The organism is Ktedonosporobacter rubrisoli (assembly GCF_004208415.1).
Taxonomy (GTDB): domain Bacteria; phylum Chloroflexota; class Ktedonobacteria; order Ktedonobacterales; family Ktedonobacteraceae; genus Ktedonosporobacter; species Ktedonosporobacter rubrisoli.
This window is the reverse complement of the sequence record NZ_CP035758.1, coordinates 8,822,491-8,838,410: the sequence shown is the minus strand read 5'-3', so window position 1 is coordinate 8,838,410 and position 15,920 is coordinate 8,822,491. Positions and strand designations below refer to the sequence as shown.

Sequence of the window (15,920 nt, the reverse complement as noted above, 5' to 3'; positions counted from 1 at the left end):
ATGCAAACACAGTTATCTCAGCCAATCAAACTACTCGCAATCGACATTGATGGTACGCTGCTTACTCCCCAGAAACACATTGCGCCACGAACGCTAGAAGCGATCAGTAAAGCCCAGCAAGAAGGTGTTATCGTCACGCTTGCTACGGCGCGACGCTACTGGAATACGGCGCCCATCGCCACTGAGCTAGGCATAGCTATTCCCATCATTCTCTATGACGGCGCAATCATCATTCAGCACCCGGAGGGGACGGTAACTTACAAAAATCTGCTTCCTTCCCATATTGCCCAGCGAGCAGTCGACCTTATGGTCCAACATGGCGTTCAACCTGTGCTGCATCATATCGTAGGAACAAGAGAGGAAGTCTGGACCGGTCCTGCCGAGTACGATAACGATTGGGTAAATGATTACCTCAACACAACTGAGGGACCTTTGCGCCGCCTGCCTTACGATGTATGCGCCACGGGGCAGCCGGACCCCATACGCGTAGTAGCCTTTACGACAGAGGCTATCGTGGAGGCAATGAAGCCGGCGCTTGTAGATCTGCAATGCTCCTGGAACTCAATTCCTAGCGGCTCCTATCACACAGCCGAACTGGCGATCATGCACGCTGGCTGCACCAAGGCTAGCGGGGTCAAAGCCTTAGCTCAGCACTTAGGCATCCCTGCTGAGCAAACTATGGCGATTGGAGATAACAATAACGATATAGAGATGCTGCAGGCTACCGGTTGGGGAGTCGCGATGGGTCAGGCTCCAGAGGAGGTAAAGGCTGCCGCCAACGCCATCACCGGCAGCAATACTGAGGATGGCGTGGCTCAAGCCATTGAGCGCTATATCCTGGGCAGCGAACGACAGGCCTCTTCAAACTCTCTGAGTCGCGAAATCTGGCGATGATTGGGTGAAGCCTGCCAGCGTTTCTCCTGCACAAGCTGTAAAGCCTCACTGGCATGCATGCCACCATATACCAGCACGGCACAGGTTAGCAGTACACTGCGGCCAACGCCATGCTCGCAATGGATCAATGCGCGTCCCCCCTTCTGGAGGCGCTCATGAACCCAGGAAGCTCCTTGCATCAGCTGTTCTATGCTCAGGGGAAAGGTATCAGGTGTCGGCAGATAGAGTAGCTCAATGCCCTCACGAGCCATGGCTTCCTTATCATCCGAGTATTCAGCGCGCGTATCAACCACCTGTGTCACCCCAACGAGCCGCAGAGCTTTGATATCGGCTGGACGCACGCGACCGCCAACCGCCAGTTGTCCGGTTACCCAGCTCATGTTCAGTCTGTCGGGCAATGGAATATGCAAGTTGCGCGCCACCTGCTCGCCCTTAGAGCCTTCTGGACAAAATGTAGCGGCGACGCGTGTCCAGAAGCGGTAGAGCACCCTTACAACTCCACTGGAGGCCCAACGCATCACCGAGAATTGGATGCGCGGGACCTGGACCTGCGCAGGCGGTGTGGGAACGAAGTCTGGCTCCGCTAACGAATCGTCTGATACAACTACGCCATTTGCCTGTTCTTTAATAGGTGGTGTCTCTGGATCTATTGGCATAATGTTCCTCTATGATTGCGATGCTAATATTTAATCACCGGGAGAAACCGCTAGCTGAGGTAGATGCTCTTGCTCGTTCTCCAGTTCTAGAACACGATCACGTAGCATAACACGTTTCAGAGCTGCGATTGCACACTCCATCATACTATCGTCGGGCTCACGCGTTGTTAGCCCTTGCAAAGCCAGGCCCGGAGCCAGTAGCCAGCGAACCACACGATAGCGGTAATTAGCGGCACCCAGACGCATCAGCTCATAAGCGATGCCTGCTACAATGGGAACCAGGACAATGCGCGAGAGTATCTTGAGCGGCAAGGTGGGCGAGCCAACTAGCGCGAACACAAAGATTGAGACTACCATCACCAGGAGCAAAAAGCCTGTGCCGCAGCGGGTATGCACGCGCGAAGCCCGCCGTACATGCTCCACACCCAGCGGATCGCCACTCTCCATCGCATTAATAGCCTTATGTTCAGCACCATGGTAGCCAAAGACGCGCTGAATATCAGGTATGCGTCCAATCAAGTAGAGATAACCCACCAGGAGGGCCAGCCTGATCACTCCCTCTACAATCACGTTGAGCCAGCCTTCTCCCAACTGTTGATGGAAGAGGCTGGTAAGGAGAAGCGGCCCCACAAAAAAGATTGCCACGCCAAGGCCCAGCGAGATAAGAAGAGTGAAGACTAATGTCGCGCCTCCCAGTTGCGCGGGTCGTTCCTCTTCCAGTTTATTGCTTGCCTCGGCTGGCTCTCCAGCTGGAGCCATTTCCGGCGAAGAAGCAGGAGCATCAGGATCTACCGCTCCAGAAGCGATATTGGCCGAAACAGTCATCAGGCGTGTTCCTAAGACCAGCATCTCCCACAGGAGTAACATGCCGCGCAAAAATGGTAAACGCCACAATTTGCTCTGATACAGGCGCGGATCAAGCGCTTCCTCGTAGATATGGATATCTCCATCGGGCTTCCTGATCGCCACCGCAGCAGAGCTACGCCCCCGCATCATCACCCCTTCGATAACTGCCTGGCCTCCGTAATAGAATTTCATGAAATCTCTTGCTCCTTGAGTGTCTTAACACTGACCGGCGCTATTTCTGCTTCAAGACTCCGAGGCATCTCCGTCGCTTGAAAACAGCTCACGTACGCGCAACTGGGGCTTACGCATCACTGGGCTGCGTAAGATGGGCCTTGGCAAGCGACCGCGCAAGCGGCGAATGCGTATGGCCGAGCGTAAGCGGCCTGACATCATACGCTGACGGCGCTGCCATTGAGAAGATTGCCAGACGCTTACCTGATCGGGCGCAGGCAAGTAACTAAGAATGCAGCGCGCGATATCAAAAGATGCGCCTGGACGGCTTACCTGGCTGGCATTTCTCAAGTACTTCTGCAGTTCAGGAGAGCCGGGCTTAATCAGGCGGCGCAAGCCATTGACCAGTTCACTGGCATGCAGAGCCAACATCCCCACTTCATTCTTCAGGACGAAATCAACGTTCCCTTCCTCCTGGCCCGGTACATAACCACTGAGCACAACTGGCAGGTTACAGGATAGCGCCTCGCAGATCGTCCCCGGTCCAGCCTTGGTCACAATCACATCGGCAGCGTGCATAAGTTCGGGCATATTATGCACAAAACCAAAGATGCGGGCCGGGACATGCAATTTAGTATGAGTACGCTGCAAATGGGCATATAATCTTCTGTTACGTCCCGTCACTACCAATAGTTGCACAGGTAAGCGCGCCTGTGAAATAGCCCTGACGGCGGTCGGCAGGCCTCCGGCGCCATCGCCACCTCCCACAAGCAAAGCTACCGGTATACCCGGTTCTAAGCCAAGCTTTCGCTGTAAGGTCACTTTATCATCAACTGCACGCGTAAACTTAGGGTCAATGGGCATCCCCAGCAGGTGTACGCGTTGCGGATCAAGGCCACGCTTCAAGTAGAGCTCTTTCGCCTGTTCGGTCGGCACGATATAGCCGTCAACGCCAGGAGCAAACCAGGCATAATGGACACTCACAAGATCAGTCACAACAGTGATAAAAGGGATATGCAGGCCCAGCTTACGCAATGCTCGCACAGTGACAAAATTGATTAGAGGATGAATGGATACAATTACATCTGGCTGCACCGTGGTAAAAAGGCGCAAAAGCCCATTGAATATAAGAGGACTTGCTAGAGAGTTTGCAGCTAAAACTGTGCCTTCTCGATTACTTCTATGGAAGAGGTCGCCAAATAATTTAGGATTATAGCGAATCGTAGGACCATAAAGCTTCACAACTTCACGCAATGGAAAACGGCTATACTCCTCAAACACATCAACGATCTCGATACGATACGTCGGTGGCGGATAGATAGAATCGTTTCTATTTTCTTCGCTTTCCTGACCAGACTCTTTGCTACCCTGTCGTCGCGTTTGCCATTCTTCCTGATCACGCTGCGAAATTAATTTGAGAGCCGTTGTAATGGCGTTGGCGGCACTGCGATGACCTGCTCCTGTATCAGCAATCAGGAACAGTATTGTTCTTTGCGTTACATTCGCCAGATGACTCACCCCCTGCTACAAGCTTTAAACGGAAAAAAGGGATAAAGGGTCACCTGAGTACGCCTTTATCCCCCGTTTTTCCGTTGGTAACTGCCTATTCTTCGTCTTGCAAGTTGAAGCGCTTGCGGAAACGCTCAACACGGCCAGCTGCATCCAGGATACGCTGCTGTCCTGTAAAGAATGGATGACACTTAGAACAGACGTCAACCTTGAGCAGTGGCTTAATGCTTACTGTCTGAAAGCTATTGCCACAAGCACAACTAACTGTGGCCTCAACATAGTTTGGATGTATTCCCTGTTTCATGGTTACTCCCAAGATATCTCAACAATGATGGATCAGTCTCTGAGAAGGCCCCCATCCCCTGGTCTTCTTAGTCTTGCTTACCCCACCAGCAGTATAGTAGCAATGCAAACATGATTTTACATGTATAGCATCTCGACGTCAAGTCTCAGCACATAAAGTCCCTGGAGCTGTGGCTACGTCTTCTGGCGCGCCAGGCGGGGCAGGAGCTCGCATTTCCAGCTCTGGAACAAGTCTACTTTTGGTTTCGGGCCAGCTAATATTTTTTAATTTAAACGTCTCTGACGCAGATTTATTTTTCTATACTTCGAATTTTCATCCATTCTACATTATAATAACACATTCTGCCATCATTTTATGCCCGATAACTATAAGCGCTCAGGGCCTTTTCACCTTCGTTGTTCCACAGCCTGACAGCGGCGCATAAGAGGAGAAAAATCGGGGCTGTGCCCCGCGCCCCAGGTAAGGGCAATTCGCTTAATCGCGACATCTCGCCCTTTGCCATCCCTTTTTGGGGTCCTGGAAGGCTCTGCTACAAGCGCCCAAGCCTTCCCACCTTCATTGTTCCGCAGCCTGCGACGCTGCTGAGCATAGCTTCCCTATCGTATGTGATACACTACAGCGAGTATCAAAATCACGCGCTTTGTGTCTAGCACATACTGAGGTAGTAAACATACGATGATCGAAAGATATTCCTTACAAGAAATGGCGGCCACCTGGTCTACTACACGCAAGACTGATGCCTGGCTACAGGAACTCACAAGTACTGATTACTATCTCAAACACATAGATACTTCGTTTAAGAGAGTGGGACTACAATAAGTCAGGTAGTTCCCTAGCAGAGAGAAATTTTTTCGGCCTAATTGAGCAGAGAACGGGGACAGCCAGGAGCTTTTAGCCCTGTTACCTTCGTTGCCCTGCTTCTCTTATGTAAAGACCATAGCAGCTATTACCATTAAGAGACGCCAGGGCAGGCTCACTCGATAATACATACAGGCGTCTTTTTACTTAATCTGTTAAGTCTTTAGCGCTCTACATTTGTCCCCGGAAGAGGCAAGTGCTCTGCCCCTCTTAACACGAGTTAAGAAGATTGAATGGTGCGATAGCTTCTCGGGCCTTCTTGCATAGATAAGGCCCATACTATTTAGGAAGAGGTTGGTTTGACGACTTATCAGCAGGTTAATCTTGAGCCAGCAGGCGCGATACCCAGCAAGCAGAGATATCTCTTTCCACTGTTGATCGTCGGCATCTTCGAATTACTTTACCTGCTGATGGTAGCGCTCTCGCCCTTTCCGGGCCTACACCTAAGCGATACGCCGCTGGTTAAAGCCTGGCCGTGGACGCTTTTACCTTCTCATGTGCTGGCAGGAATATTGCAGCCCTTTATGCAAGCATCCTTGCGACATGAACTGTTCTCGCCTATGTTACTGGGTCTCACTTTTATTGGTTTGACCGCTACATATCTATGGGCTATTATAGCCGCTCTACGCATGCAACGCTCGGGGGCCGGGGCAAAGGCCGATTATCGCTGGCTGGTTTTCCTATTGGCCAGTGTTCTCTTATTTGGACTTACCTTGTTGTTTCAGCCTTTGCTTCTTTCAGACGATGTATTTACGCATATTTTCTCCGGTCGTCTGCTTGTTATTTATGGGGTTGATCCTCTGAACACCGCCCCGCGCCAGTTTCCACACGATCCTTATTTACAGTGGGTGCTTTCGGGGCGCGATGCTCCCAACATATTCGGGCCGCTCTGGCTCTGTATTGCTGCGCTCCTTGCCAGTATAAGCAACTATCCACCGACTTCGCTGTTACTGTTTAAGGGCACCATTCTGCTTATCGATCTCGTCAACTGTCTCCTGATCTGGAAGATTCTGGCGCAGATGGCCCCCGAGCGCAAGTTACTGGGCACCCTGCTCTATGCCTGGAATCCGCTTGTGCTCATTGAGCTCGTTGGTAATGGGCACAATGAGGGCGTGCTGATCTGCATTCTCTTAATCACTACCTGGTTCTATATGCAGAACCAGATCATCTGGAAAATCTGCGCCTTTATCACTTTAGGCCTGGCAATTAGCACCAATCTGGTCGGGCTTCTGCTGGCCCCTTTCTATCTCTGGTTCGATGTCCGCAAAGAGCACAACATAGGCCAGCTCTTCTGGAAACTGAGCTGGCGCACAACCCTGGTACTTATTCCAGCCTTACTTGTCTTCTTCCCTTTCTGGCGCGGGGCATCGACCTTCTTTGCAGTCACCTCGGCTATTGATATGGAACACTTTGTGCATTCACCTGTCAGCATCCTGGCGGACCCAATGCATAGCTTGTTTCAGTCTGCCGCTAATCTGCTCCATTTCCCGGCACTCGTCCCTCCTTCTGTGGCCGCCGATATCACTTTGCGAGCTTCGGCAACCTTCATTTTTGTCCTACTCTATATGCATCTGCTCAGCCAGGTACGCCACGCCTCTCGACGTGGCAGATCTGCCTCTGACCAACAGGGCATTTGGGAGCTGGATATACTATTAAGTAGTTGTAGTATTGCAGTCTTTTGGTATATGTTACTCGTCTCTGGCTGGTTCTGGCCGTGGTATTTACTCTGGATGTTATGGATAGTTATGTTACGCCGCTTTGATACGTTTACTTCGGCTATGTTACTGCTATCCTGTACTGCGCTTTTCATTTATCCTTTTGTAGGTTTTACCAGGGGACCAATTGCTAAATACCAAACAGCCTTGATCTTTGGCCTACCACTCATCTACCTCATAGTTGCCAACATGAAGCAGAAGCATATAGAAAGGATCGCCCACGTATATGAGCAACGAAGTCACACAGCGCAAGATTGAACATGTGCAGGCGGCTCTAAGCCATGATATCTCGGCGCCACAGCAAGCAAACTGGAGTGATATTCATTTTGTCCATCAGGCCTTACCCGAGGTCGATCTGGACCAGCTCGATACATCAGTTACCTTCTTGGGGCAGCAGTTGCGCTACCCCATTTTTATATCCTCACTAACCGGCGGGCATCCCGACGTTACAACTATCAATCGCAACCTGGCCCGCGCAGCCGAGCGCTACGGCCTGGCTCTTGGCGTGGGCAGTCAGCGGGCCGCGATCGTCAATCCAGAGCTTGCCGCCAGCTATACCGTCACGCGGGAACAGGCTCCCCACGCCTTCTTAATCGCCAACATCGGCGCTCCCCAGCTCATTGCGCAAGCTGGCCATAGTCCCTTCAGCCTGGAGCAAGTACAGAAGGCTATTTCGATGATTGAGGCCAATGCGCTGGCTGTGCATATGAATAGCCTGCAAGAAGCCGCACAGGCCGAGGGAGACCGCCGAGCGCGGGGAGCAAGTGCGGCGCTGACCACTCTTACTGGACAACTCAAGCTGCCGGTCATCGCCAAAGAAACTGGAGCGGGTATATGCCGCGAACAGGCCCTTTTGCTGCGCGCCTGTGGGGTTGCCGCGATTGATGTTGGTGGCGCGGGAGGTAGCAGCATGCCAGCCCTGGAAGCTGCACGCCACAAGCAATCAACGGAAAATGAGTCTGGCTTGAATATCGGCCAGCTCTATAAAAATTGGGGCCTGGCCACGCCTATCTCCGTGGTCGAGGCCGCGACTGCCCAGCTTCCCTTAATCGCGACAGGAGGCATACGCAACGGACTTGATGCCGCGCGCGCGCTGGCCCTTGGCGCTACCTTGGTGGGAATAGGCTTTCCTTTCCTTAAAGCTGCCAGCGAGAGCTATGAGCGCGTTTGCGAGCTCCTGGAGAGTACAGTGGCCGAGCTAAAAGTTGCCATGCAATTGAGTGGAGCAAGCAATCTAGCCCAATTGCACGAGGTAGACGTTGTAGTCTTGGGACAGACCCGCGCCTGGTTAGAGCTTCGAGGTTTTGAGGATGAGCTAAAAGCTATGGCCCAGCGCCGCTGGCGATACTTACAAACGCGGCTCAACGCCAGTTAAAAATTGTAGTGCGCGCTTAAGAGGAACGAAGTCTTGACAGTTCCTCGGGCGTGTTGACATTGACAAAGGAGCGCAGTTGGGGATCAATCTCGCGTAGATGAGTCTCATCTATATAATGCACATGCCTGGCCTCCAGCACGCTCCGTAGATCACGTCGGCCTTCCTGCAGAAGAGCCTCCAGTTGAGGCACAAGCGTGCGCGGATAGACGGCCAGGAGCACCTGAGGAATAGCCTTCACCACTGGCACAACCGGAGCCTCGTCAAGAGGGCAAGAAAGCAAAAAACTGGCCATGACAGGTTGCACAAAGGGCATATCGACGGCGACGACAAGCGCATGGGTAGTTGCGATCGCACCCAAGCCTGTATACAACCCCATGAGTGGCCCGGTATCAGCCACCTTATCAGCTACCAGCCTGATGTTGGAAGTAGCATAGCTGGCATAGCGAGCCATTTGCTCTGTATCCCGCACAACCAGAACAACTTCATGGCAAAGCGAAGTCAACAGGTGTGTAAGATACTCGACGAAGGTTCTCTCTCCAGGTCCTGGCAGAGACAAAAACGCCTTGTCCCTCCCCATGCGCCTGCTACGCCCGCCTGCAAGGATGATACCGGCAGAAGTAAACACGATAGCTCTTACCTGGATGCCGCTTTAGCTTTACGCTTATTACTCTTAGAACTTTTTGGCATATATTGCTGACGTTGCTGATACGCCTCGTAGCTCGCGCGTTCCTGCGGATATTTCCTCAGCATATAAACTACCCACATAATTGCCCAGACCAGCAGCGATACTAACCAGAGGTAGCGCCAGGCACGCCAGGCAAAGAAGTAGCCGTCAAGAAACACACGCGAAAACAACAGTGGCAAACCAACAAAACAGATAACCGCAAACCAACCGAGATAGCGATCAAGCATATACTTGACCAGCGGCTTCCCTTTGACAAAACGCTTGCGACCCTCGACCGCATAATAGAAAGCGAGCAGCAGGCCGGCACAGCAAAAAATGAGCCAGGGCCAGACAAAATGGAATGTCTCCGGGCCCGAAAGGCCCGCATTCGAGCCTGCTGTATATGGATCATCAAAGAGCCAGTGATATAGGTTGAATTGCATAAAGGCATCAACTCCCTTCGTCGTGTATCCGCATCCCGAATCGCATTCAATGATAGCATGGATGGACAAACGAGTCCAGAGGGAGAGGGAAAGCAGAGCTAATACAGGACATCTTGCGTACCTCGCCATACCTCATGATCCGCGTCCCAACGCCATTTGGCTGAGGGCATATTCAGCGCGGAACGACCACGCTTCTTTAACAGGAGTCGCGGCCAGCCTGCGGCGATACGCTCCATGGTTTCCGGCCAGCTGCGTATCCCACTTATTGCATCGGGAGCCTCCACACAGCACGCCCCAACCGCACAAGCAGAGGCCAGAGCCGCTTCTGGCTTCATCCCGCGCAATATGCCCATCAAGAAGCCAGCTATCGTAGCATCGCCCGAACCGGTAGTGCCTACCACCTCAGTCGCAAAGCAGGGAGCCCATAGTTCGCGATTAGCCCACAGCGGCATATTCTTGGGCTGAACGCGTCCCATCTGTTCAAGGCTGGCCATATCTGCAGTACGCAGATAGAGGCCACGATGGCCTGCCTTTAAGCCGACGATCTTTGTTCCCATGCCTAAGAGCAACTTACCCAACTCTGAAACCAGTGCGGGCGTCACCTGGGCCAGCAATCCAGTCTTGCGCGCCTTCGTTGTCAGCTTATTATAAAGTGGACGGCGTAGCATAAGGAGCAGCTCCTCAATACTTGGCATAAACACATCTACATAAGGCAATACAGCTGCCAGGATAGCGCGCCAGTCAGCCTGGGCAGCCTGACCAGATAGATCGGGCATCGAAAGGTCAAGAGAAGTGGTAATGCCCATCTCCTTCACCTTTTTAAAGATGCTCACCAGTTCAGCCCCATTATCCTGATACATCCGTGCCATTAAAGGGGGATAACCAAAGTGGAAGAGGCCAGCCGAATTGAGCAGATCATAGCGCACATCATCTGCGCCAAACGTATCGTTACAGCCGGGAGCATGAATAATAGTACGATCCACCCCGGGAAAGTTAAGAATGATGGAGTATGAACTTGCCTCGCCAGGTGCAACAATCATACCGCTTGCCAGGTCCGCTCCCTGAGCCTCAATGAGTTGGATGATCGTGCGCCCGAACAGATCATCGCCAACTTTGCCCATCAGGCTTGTCGTAATGCCAAGCTTACGTAAAGCCAGGCCCGTATTGGAGATTGGGCCGCCAGTAGCCAGGGTTGCCCGGCCGGCTTCAACTAAGCGTCCCGGCGCCAATACAGTAGAATCTCCTACCAATGTAGGAATAATATCCAGGCAGATATGACCCGCCACTACAACCTCTGCCATAGCAAGAGCGCGAGGGACAGGAATTGGCTCTGTTATTGTATCTCTCGCGAACCCATTCAACTGACCATCGGCTTCCGTCAGATCTAGCTGGCCATCTGGTCGTCCTAAATCACTCATAGCTTAAATTCTCCACATAAGATGCATGACCTGCACTGTAAGTAAACACGATGTATGCACGGCGCGGCAGCCGCACTCATAGGCTGGGAAAAGATTTTAAGGGACCCACGTTCCTAAAAAAGGCTACGCTTCCGTGCCCATATCCTTCAAGCACCTATTGCTACATCGGGTTGGTTAATTTGATGCGCCACAGTGAAAATCCGATGACTCTATGTAGTCTCTTTCAGGCAGAACCCGGTAAAGGGCTGGCTTATTCCAGTAGATGTGTCGCTCACCGCAAAAAGCAGTTCCTAATCTAGCAGGAGGAGTCACAAAAGCCAGATGCAAAACGCTATCGGTAATCGCAACCGACCGCGTATCAAGATCTCGCTCTTTACCAGATTTGCCCTATCCCCAGCGCCGGGGCCGAACATATATTCGCGCTAAAGTCAGCAAACAGCCCGATATCTATTACTACGCAAATATCTCTGCGATATTCTCTTCTGTCGCACGGCTTCAGAAGCGGTTCTCTGCCGCAACTTCTGTCAAAAAGATACTTATATGATATGACATGGCATCTGTAGAAATGATACGTATAGGTATATAGGGCTGATTGTATCACACAGGCATAGGCATGCTACAACCTTATGTCTGCTCTACAATTCACAATAACTCTGGCAATAGCCCCTATTTTTACTGCTCGCTTAGATTGTATAATGAGAAAAGCACTACCCAAGGTCCCATTACTTATTTACCTACGAAGGAGTAACGAATGCAAAGAATAGCCATACTGGCAGAAGGTGCTTTCAATTGGCACTATGCAAAAACAGCTACGGGTGTCATCCGCTATAGTCAGGATACAGTTGTAGCTGTTATCGATAGTACCAAAGCAGGCATAGATGTATCCCAGGCCCTCTCCGCCCCCTTGGCAAAGGTATCCCTATGGTACAAGACATCCATGAGGCCCTCACCCTCCGGCCTGATACGCTCTTGATCGGCATTGCACCGATGGGTGGTGCGCTGCCAGAAACATGGCGTTGGCAAATTCTCGCAGCCATTGAAGCTGGCCTGGATATTATTAGCGGTCTGCATGTCTTCCTTTCCGAAGATCCTGAGCTGAGCGTCGCTGCTGCCAAGCGTGGTGTGAAGATCTGGGATGTACGCCGTCCACCTGAGCAGAAGCGCGTGGCCCAGTTTGTTCCGCATCGCGCTGGCAGCCATACAGTTCTGATGGTTGGTTCGGACTGCTCGACAGGCAAAATGACAGTGGCCCTCGAACTGGATAAGGCGGCCCAAAAGCGTGGCTTAAGCAGTGCTTTCCTGGCTACCGGGCAGACGGGCATTATGATCTCAAACAGAGGCTTACCAGCCGATCGGCTTATCAGCGACTTTATTGCTGGCATGGTTGAGGAAATGACGCTAGATCTCGCCGAGAAGCATGATTGGGTCTTTGTTGAAGGTCAAGGTGCGCTCAATCATCCTGGCTACGCGCCGGTAACCCTTGGCCTGGTCCATGGCTCTAATCCCGATGCCATGATCTTCTGCCATGTGGCCGGCACTACCTGCATCGATGGTCTTGAGCACGTGAAATTCCCTTCTCTACAGCGACTCATCGAAATTAATGAAGAGGCAATCAGTTGGATACGCCCCGATCGCAGCTGCAAGGTAGCCGGCATCTCGCTGGTCACCTACAATCTAACTGAAGAACAGGCGCACGATGAGATCAAACGGATAGAGGATGAGATGGGATTACCAACTACTGATCCTATACGTTTCGGCGCGGATAAGCTTCTAGATGCTCTCGTTAAGCATTTCGCCGCATAGCCTTGCTAAAGGCTCCTCTCTTCGTCTCTGCCTGCTGACCCTTCTCAGGCTGGATGACCGTTTTACCGAGAAAAAGGATAGATACAATGATGCATCTTAATGCCAGACCTATCGACCTGAAGCTGACTGTGCCCTTTCGCATCTCGCGTGGAGTACAGACGACAGCACAAAACATGATTGTCCAGATAACCCACAACGATTATACAGGCTACGGCGAGGCCTCGCCAACCGAATATTATGGTGAGAGTCTTGAGACCGCTATGGCCTGCATCAGCTTATTTGCTGGCAATCTTGGTGATGATCCTTTTTTAATTGAAGATATCATGGCCCAGCTCAACAAGATTATTGGGCTCAATCCTTCGGCTAAGGCTGCTGTCGATATGGCTTTATATGATCTGATGGGAAAGATGCTCGGGGTCCCGGTGTATAAGCTGCTGGGACTCAATCCCGCCAAGTCCGCCTATACTTCCTTCACAATCGGCATCGATACACCTACCGAGATGGCCAAAAAGGCTTTGCTGGCTAAAGATTACCCCATTCTCAAGATCAAGGTAGGCACCAAACACGATATAGAGATCATCAAGGCTATTCGCGAGGTCTCGTCGGCGACGATCCGGGTTGATGCTAATTCGGCCTGGACCCCCAAGGAGGCCATCAAGACTATTAATGCGCTGGCTCCCTATAATATCGAGTTTGTCGAGCAGCCCTTGCCGGCTCACGATTACGCAGGACTCAAGCTGGTGCGCGATAATGTGCCTTTGCCCATTATTTCTGACGAGAGCTCTGTGGTCGTTGACGATATTCCTAAGATCGCTGATTGTGTGGATGGCATTAACATTAAGCTGATGAAGTGCGGAGGCATCAGCCATGCCCTGAAGATGATCCATGTGGCCCGCGCTCACAATCTCAGCATTATGATCGGCTGCATGATCGAGAGTTCGCTGGCGATTACTGCCGCTGCCCACCTGACGCCCCTTGTGGATTATGCAGATCTCGATGGACAGTTGCTGATTGATAAAGATCCTTATGAAGGCGTTACTGTCGAGAAAGGCAAGCTGGTCCTGCCCGATAGACCTGGCCTTGGCGTCCGCGAACGCTAGCTAGCGCGCCTGAGCTTAGCATAAATGGTCCGGTTCCCTGTCTTGGGGAACCGGACCTCTTTTGCCAACTTGCTTATACAAGCACAAACTCCCAGTCCTGATTACGCCCATTATCACAGCTATATTGCTGAAGTGGCACAACATCGGCGTTAGTATCGTCGGGAATATCCAGGCATTTGTTGCTATGTAGAGAGATGAGAGGAGAGACCGCGCCAGACGGACGCCTCCACTGCTCTGTACCCTTAAAGGCACAGGGCTCTAGCATTACTGGCGCCTGATCTGAGGAGGTATCCCCACCTACGGCCAGACATTTTCCGCTGGCTCTGGAGACAATATAGAAGGCTCCATTGCGATTGGCAGAGATGGCATACCACTCCTGATTCTCTCCTCCATCGCAATGATACTGAATAACAGGCGTGCCATCTAACGAGGAGTCGCCTTGAACATCAAGGCATTTTCCGCTGTCCAGACCCACGACGTTATAATATACCTCCTGCTGCGAGTACTCTGCAGAAGATGCCGCGTGAACTGAGGTACTGGCCAACAATGGCAAGAGCAGGGTGAACATGCCAGCTAAAATTGCCCACATGTATTTTTTAGTAAAAACGCTTTTCATGATAGGTAAACTATCCTCCTTTGACAACGCGAGTACGTAAATTATGCTCCTCACGTGTTGTGAATATGTTTGCAGTATAAGAAGCGCCAAAAGACATAAATAAACATATTATTACTATTTATAGTTGTAATTTCATTAATCCATTAAAAATTTTACTGGCTCGTACTCTACGTAATAGGCCAGTAAAAATTCGCGCCTGTCGGGTGACATAACAGCTTAATGCTGCGAGTGAGGCAGCGCCGTCTGGAGAGAATGGGCCGAAGGGGATAGGAAAATAGGATCTTTCTTACTTTTCTGTCGCTGTTTAGGCGATAGAAAGGCCGTGGTCAGAACTGGCCGCGCAGGCGCTGGCGGCAGGCAATGCTCAGCCTCATAGCAGCGATAGGCATAACCCAGCATTTCATAGAGCTCTCGCAAGAGCTTGAACGGATTTATGTGCTGGCTTTCTCTACTTTCTGCGGGAAGCTGGCAAAGCGCCACTTCCGTATAGGTACCACCTGCTCTACAGAGCTTATAGAGGATCTCTAGATCGCCTATTGCCGCGCTCGCCTGGCAGGACTGCGCCTGTAAAGCCTCAGTACGAAACAATTTGAAGGGGCACTTGATATCTTTTACTACCATACCAAACATCAGATAGATAAGCTGCCGCCATATACGTAGTACAAGTCCACAACGCCAGGTATGCGGACTACGATAGCCCAACACTGCCTCGTGCTCTTCAATCAACGGGAGAAAACGCACAAGCTCCGCCAGGTGAGATGAGGAGCATATATCCATGACAAGCGTGAGCTCTTTACTGGCAGCACGCAGCGCCATCTCACGATCCTGCATCTGCGCAAGATAAATCAAATGCACATGCTTTGTCTGCTGCGCAAAGCTCGCCACAATTTCTGCCATCTGGGCTTGATCTTCCTGCGCCAGGACAAACAACTCAAAATCGACTTCCCACGAGCCCAGCGTCTTGCAGATTGCTACCAGGGCTTCGCGCACCTTTGCCGCCTGCTCACTGGCATATACGAAGACGGAGATGCCAGGAGGAACCATCAAGAGCCGTGGAGATACTGGCGGCTGTAGAGCAAGCGCACAGCTCCGCTGACGAAAGGCCCAGGTAGACATCCCGGTAAAAGAAAGTACTGCGGCGCCCCCTAAGCTAGCCAGCCGGGCCAGGTTCAGCCAGAAAGGATCGGTTAAGGCGTACAAAGACAAGCAGTAGATGGCCAGCCCTAATATCACATTGGTACAAAGAAAGCTAAGGCCCATGACACAGCTAAAGCGCATAACCTGTCGCATGGTTGTGGCTGTTCTAGTGGCAAAGGTCCACCTTTTATGCACATGAAAGCTACAAAGCATACCGGCGGCATAGGCCAGCATATTATAAAAGAGCAGGCGCCAGAGCGAGGTGCTTGGCCATATCCATAGCAAAAGATTAAGGGCTACCAGATCAATAGCCGTATTCAACAGCCCGGCCAGCATAAAGCGCCCATACTGGCTATAGCGCGTAAAGAGGAAGGAAATTGTCGCTGAATATCTACTTGTTACCATGCGTTT

General features: G+C 51.6%; 15 protein-coding genes. 6 read left to right on the top strand and 9 right to left on the bottom strand.

Translation table 11 applies throughout. From position 1 onward, the window contains the following. Complete coding sequence (locus tag EPA93_RS38305; RefSeq protein WP_165423683.1) at positions 1-894, top strand: HAD family hydrolase; 894 nt, start codon at positions 1-3, stop codon at positions 892-894. Here the strand turns inward: EPA93_RS38305 and EPA93_RS38300 are convergent. The 4 genes from EPA93_RS38300 to rpmE all read right to left on the bottom strand — a co-directional run bounded on the left by EPA93_RS38300 (position 831) and on the right by rpmE (position 4,380). Then, positions 831-1,550 carry a protein-tyrosine phosphatase family protein gene (locus EPA93_RS38300; protein WP_129892572.1) on the bottom strand — a complete coding sequence of 240 codons (720 nt, stop codon included), beginning with the start codon at positions 1,548-1,550 and terminating at the stop codon, positions 831-833. The two genes, EPA93_RS38305 and EPA93_RS38300, sit on opposite strands and share 64 nt — an antisense overlap. Before the next feature lie 30 nt (positions 1,551-1,580). After that, the gene (locus EPA93_RS38295; RefSeq protein WP_129892571.1) at positions 1,581-2,588 is read right to left on the bottom strand and encodes a DUF1385 domain-containing protein; all 1,008 of its coding nucleotides are present in this window, start codon (positions 2,586-2,588) and stop codon (positions 1,581-1,583) included. A 51-nt stretch (positions 2,589-2,639) separates the two neighbouring features. After that, positions 2,640-4,085 (bottom strand): MGDG synthase family glycosyltransferase, encoded by a 1,446-nt coding sequence (locus tag EPA93_RS38290; protein WP_242527224.1) that lies wholly within the window; start codon positions 4,083-4,085, stop codon positions 2,640-2,642. An 85-nt stretch (positions 4,086-4,170) separates the two neighbouring features. Continuing rightward, complete coding sequence (gene rpmE / locus EPA93_RS38285) at positions 4,171-4,380, bottom strand: 50S ribosomal protein L31 (RefSeq protein ID WP_129892570.1); 210 nt, start codon at positions 4,378-4,380, stop codon at positions 4,171-4,173. Positions 4,381-5,055: 675 nt separating this feature from the next. Between rpmE and EPA93_RS48760 the strand changes: the two genes are divergently transcribed. The 3 genes from EPA93_RS48760 (at position 5,056) to fni (ending at position 8,328) form a co-directional block, all read left to right on the top strand. Next, positions 5,056-5,199 carry a hypothetical protein gene (locus EPA93_RS48760; RefSeq protein WP_165423682.1) on the top strand — a complete coding sequence of 48 codons (144 nt, stop codon included), beginning with the start codon at positions 5,056-5,058 and terminating at the stop codon, positions 5,197-5,199. A 338-nt stretch (positions 5,200-5,537) separates the two neighbouring features. Beyond that, a complete protein-coding gene (locus tag EPA93_RS38280; RefSeq protein ID WP_129892569.1) occupies positions 5,538-7,211 on the top strand; it encodes an MptA/MptB family glycosyltransferase in 1,674 nt (557 codons plus the stop codon). Continuing rightward, positions 7,180-8,328, top strand: coding sequence for a type 2 isopentenyl-diphosphate Delta-isomerase (gene fni / locus EPA93_RS38275; protein ID WP_129892568.1), 1,149 nt, complete (start codon positions 7,180-7,182; stop codon positions 8,326-8,328). Before EPA93_RS38280 ends, fni begins: the two co-directional genes overlap by 32 nt. Before the next feature lie 16 nt (positions 8,329-8,344). On the opposite strand, the gene EPA93_RS38270 is transcribed toward fni, so the two are convergent. The 3 genes from EPA93_RS38270 to EPA93_RS38260 all read right to left on the bottom strand — a co-directional run bounded on the left by EPA93_RS38270 (position 8,345) and on the right by EPA93_RS38260 (position 10,853). Then, a complete protein-coding gene (locus EPA93_RS38270; RefSeq protein ID WP_129892567.1) occupies positions 8,345-8,953 on the bottom strand; it encodes a molybdenum cofactor guanylyltransferase in 609 nt (202 codons plus the stop codon). Between the two features lie 8 nt (positions 8,954-8,961). Then, positions 8,962-9,435 (bottom strand): hypothetical protein, encoded by a 474-nt coding sequence (locus tag EPA93_RS38265; protein WP_129892566.1) that lies wholly within the window; start codon positions 9,433-9,435, stop codon positions 8,962-8,964. A 98-nt stretch (positions 9,436-9,533) separates the two neighbouring features. Further along, positions 9,534-10,853, bottom strand: coding sequence for a carbohydrate kinase family protein (locus EPA93_RS38260; RefSeq protein WP_129892565.1), 1,320 nt, complete (start codon positions 10,851-10,853; stop codon positions 9,534-9,536). A gap of 921 nt (positions 10,854-11,774) precedes the next feature. Between EPA93_RS38260 and EPA93_RS38255 the strand changes: the two genes are divergently transcribed. Both EPA93_RS38255 and EPA93_RS38250 read left to right on the top strand, forming a co-directional pair. Beyond that, positions 11,775-12,656, top strand: a complete 882-nt coding sequence (locus EPA93_RS38255; RefSeq protein WP_207229311.1) for an N-acetyltransferase DgcN family protein — start codon at positions 11,775-11,777, stop codon at positions 12,654-12,656. An 86-nt stretch (positions 12,657-12,742) separates the two neighbouring features. Beyond that, positions 12,743-13,756 (top strand): dipeptide epimerase, encoded by a 1,014-nt coding sequence (locus EPA93_RS38250; RefSeq protein WP_129892564.1) that lies wholly within the window; start codon positions 12,743-12,745, stop codon positions 13,754-13,756. Between the two features lie 73 nt (positions 13,757-13,829). Here the strand turns inward: EPA93_RS38250 and EPA93_RS38245 are convergent, their stop codons facing one another. Together EPA93_RS38245 and EPA93_RS38240 are read right to left on the bottom strand one after the other, a co-directional pair. Beyond that, positions 13,830-14,372: an RICIN domain-containing protein gene (locus tag EPA93_RS38245; protein WP_129892563.1), complete on the bottom strand. Its 543-nt coding sequence runs from the start codon at positions 14,370-14,372 to the stop codon at positions 13,830-13,832. A 216-nt stretch (positions 14,373-14,588) separates the two neighbouring features. After that, the gene (locus EPA93_RS38240) at positions 14,589-15,914 is read right to left on the bottom strand and encodes a GtrA family protein (protein ID WP_165423681.1); all 1,326 of its coding nucleotides are present in this window, start codon (positions 15,912-15,914) and stop codon (positions 14,589-14,591) included. Positions 15,915-15,920: the final 6 nt, after the last annotated feature.

Bases quoted from the DNA above. Each gene is read 5' to 3' on its own strand.
- EPA93_RS38240 (WP_165423681.1), bottom strand. From the start codon at position 15,914: ATGGTAACAAGTAGATATTCAGCGACAATTTCCTTCCTCTTTACGCGC.
- EPA93_RS38305 (WP_165423683.1), top strand. From the start codon at position 1: ATGCAAACACAGTTATCTCAGCCAATCAAACTACTCGCAATCGACATT.
- EPA93_RS38250 (WP_129892564.1), top strand. From the start codon at position 12,743: ATGATGCATCTTAATGCCAGACCTATCGACCTGAAGCTGACTGTGCCC.
- rpmE (WP_129892570.1), bottom strand. From the start codon at position 4,380: ATGAAACAGGGAATACATCCAAACTATGTTGAGGCCACAGTTAGTTGT.
- fni (WP_129892568.1), top strand. From the start codon at position 7,180: ATGAGCAACGAAGTCACACAGCGCAAGATTGAACATGTGCAGGCGGCT.
- EPA93_RS48760 (WP_165423682.1), top strand. From the start codon at position 5,056: ATGATCGAAAGATATTCCTTACAAGAAATGGCGGCCACCTGGTCTACT.
- EPA93_RS38300 (WP_129892572.1), bottom strand. From the start codon at position 1,550: ATGCCAATAGATCCAGAGACACCACCTATTAAAGAACAGGCAAATGGC.
- EPA93_RS38245 (WP_129892563.1), bottom strand. From the start codon at position 14,372: ATGAAAAGCGTTTTTACTAAAAAATACATGTGGGCAATTTTAGCTGGC.
- EPA93_RS38260 (WP_129892565.1), bottom strand. From the start codon at position 10,853: ATGAGTGATTTAGGACGACCAGATGGCCAGCTAGATCTGACGGAAGCC.
- EPA93_RS38295 (WP_129892571.1), bottom strand. From the start codon at position 2,588: ATGAAATTCTATTACGGAGGCCAGGCAGTTATCGAAGGGGTGATGATG.
- EPA93_RS38265 (WP_129892566.1), bottom strand. From the start codon at position 9,435: ATGCAATTCAACCTATATCACTGGCTCTTTGATGATCCATATACAGCA.
- EPA93_RS38255 (WP_207229311.1), top strand. From the start codon at position 11,775: ATGGTACAAGACATCCATGAGGCCCTCACCCTCCGGCCTGATACGCTC.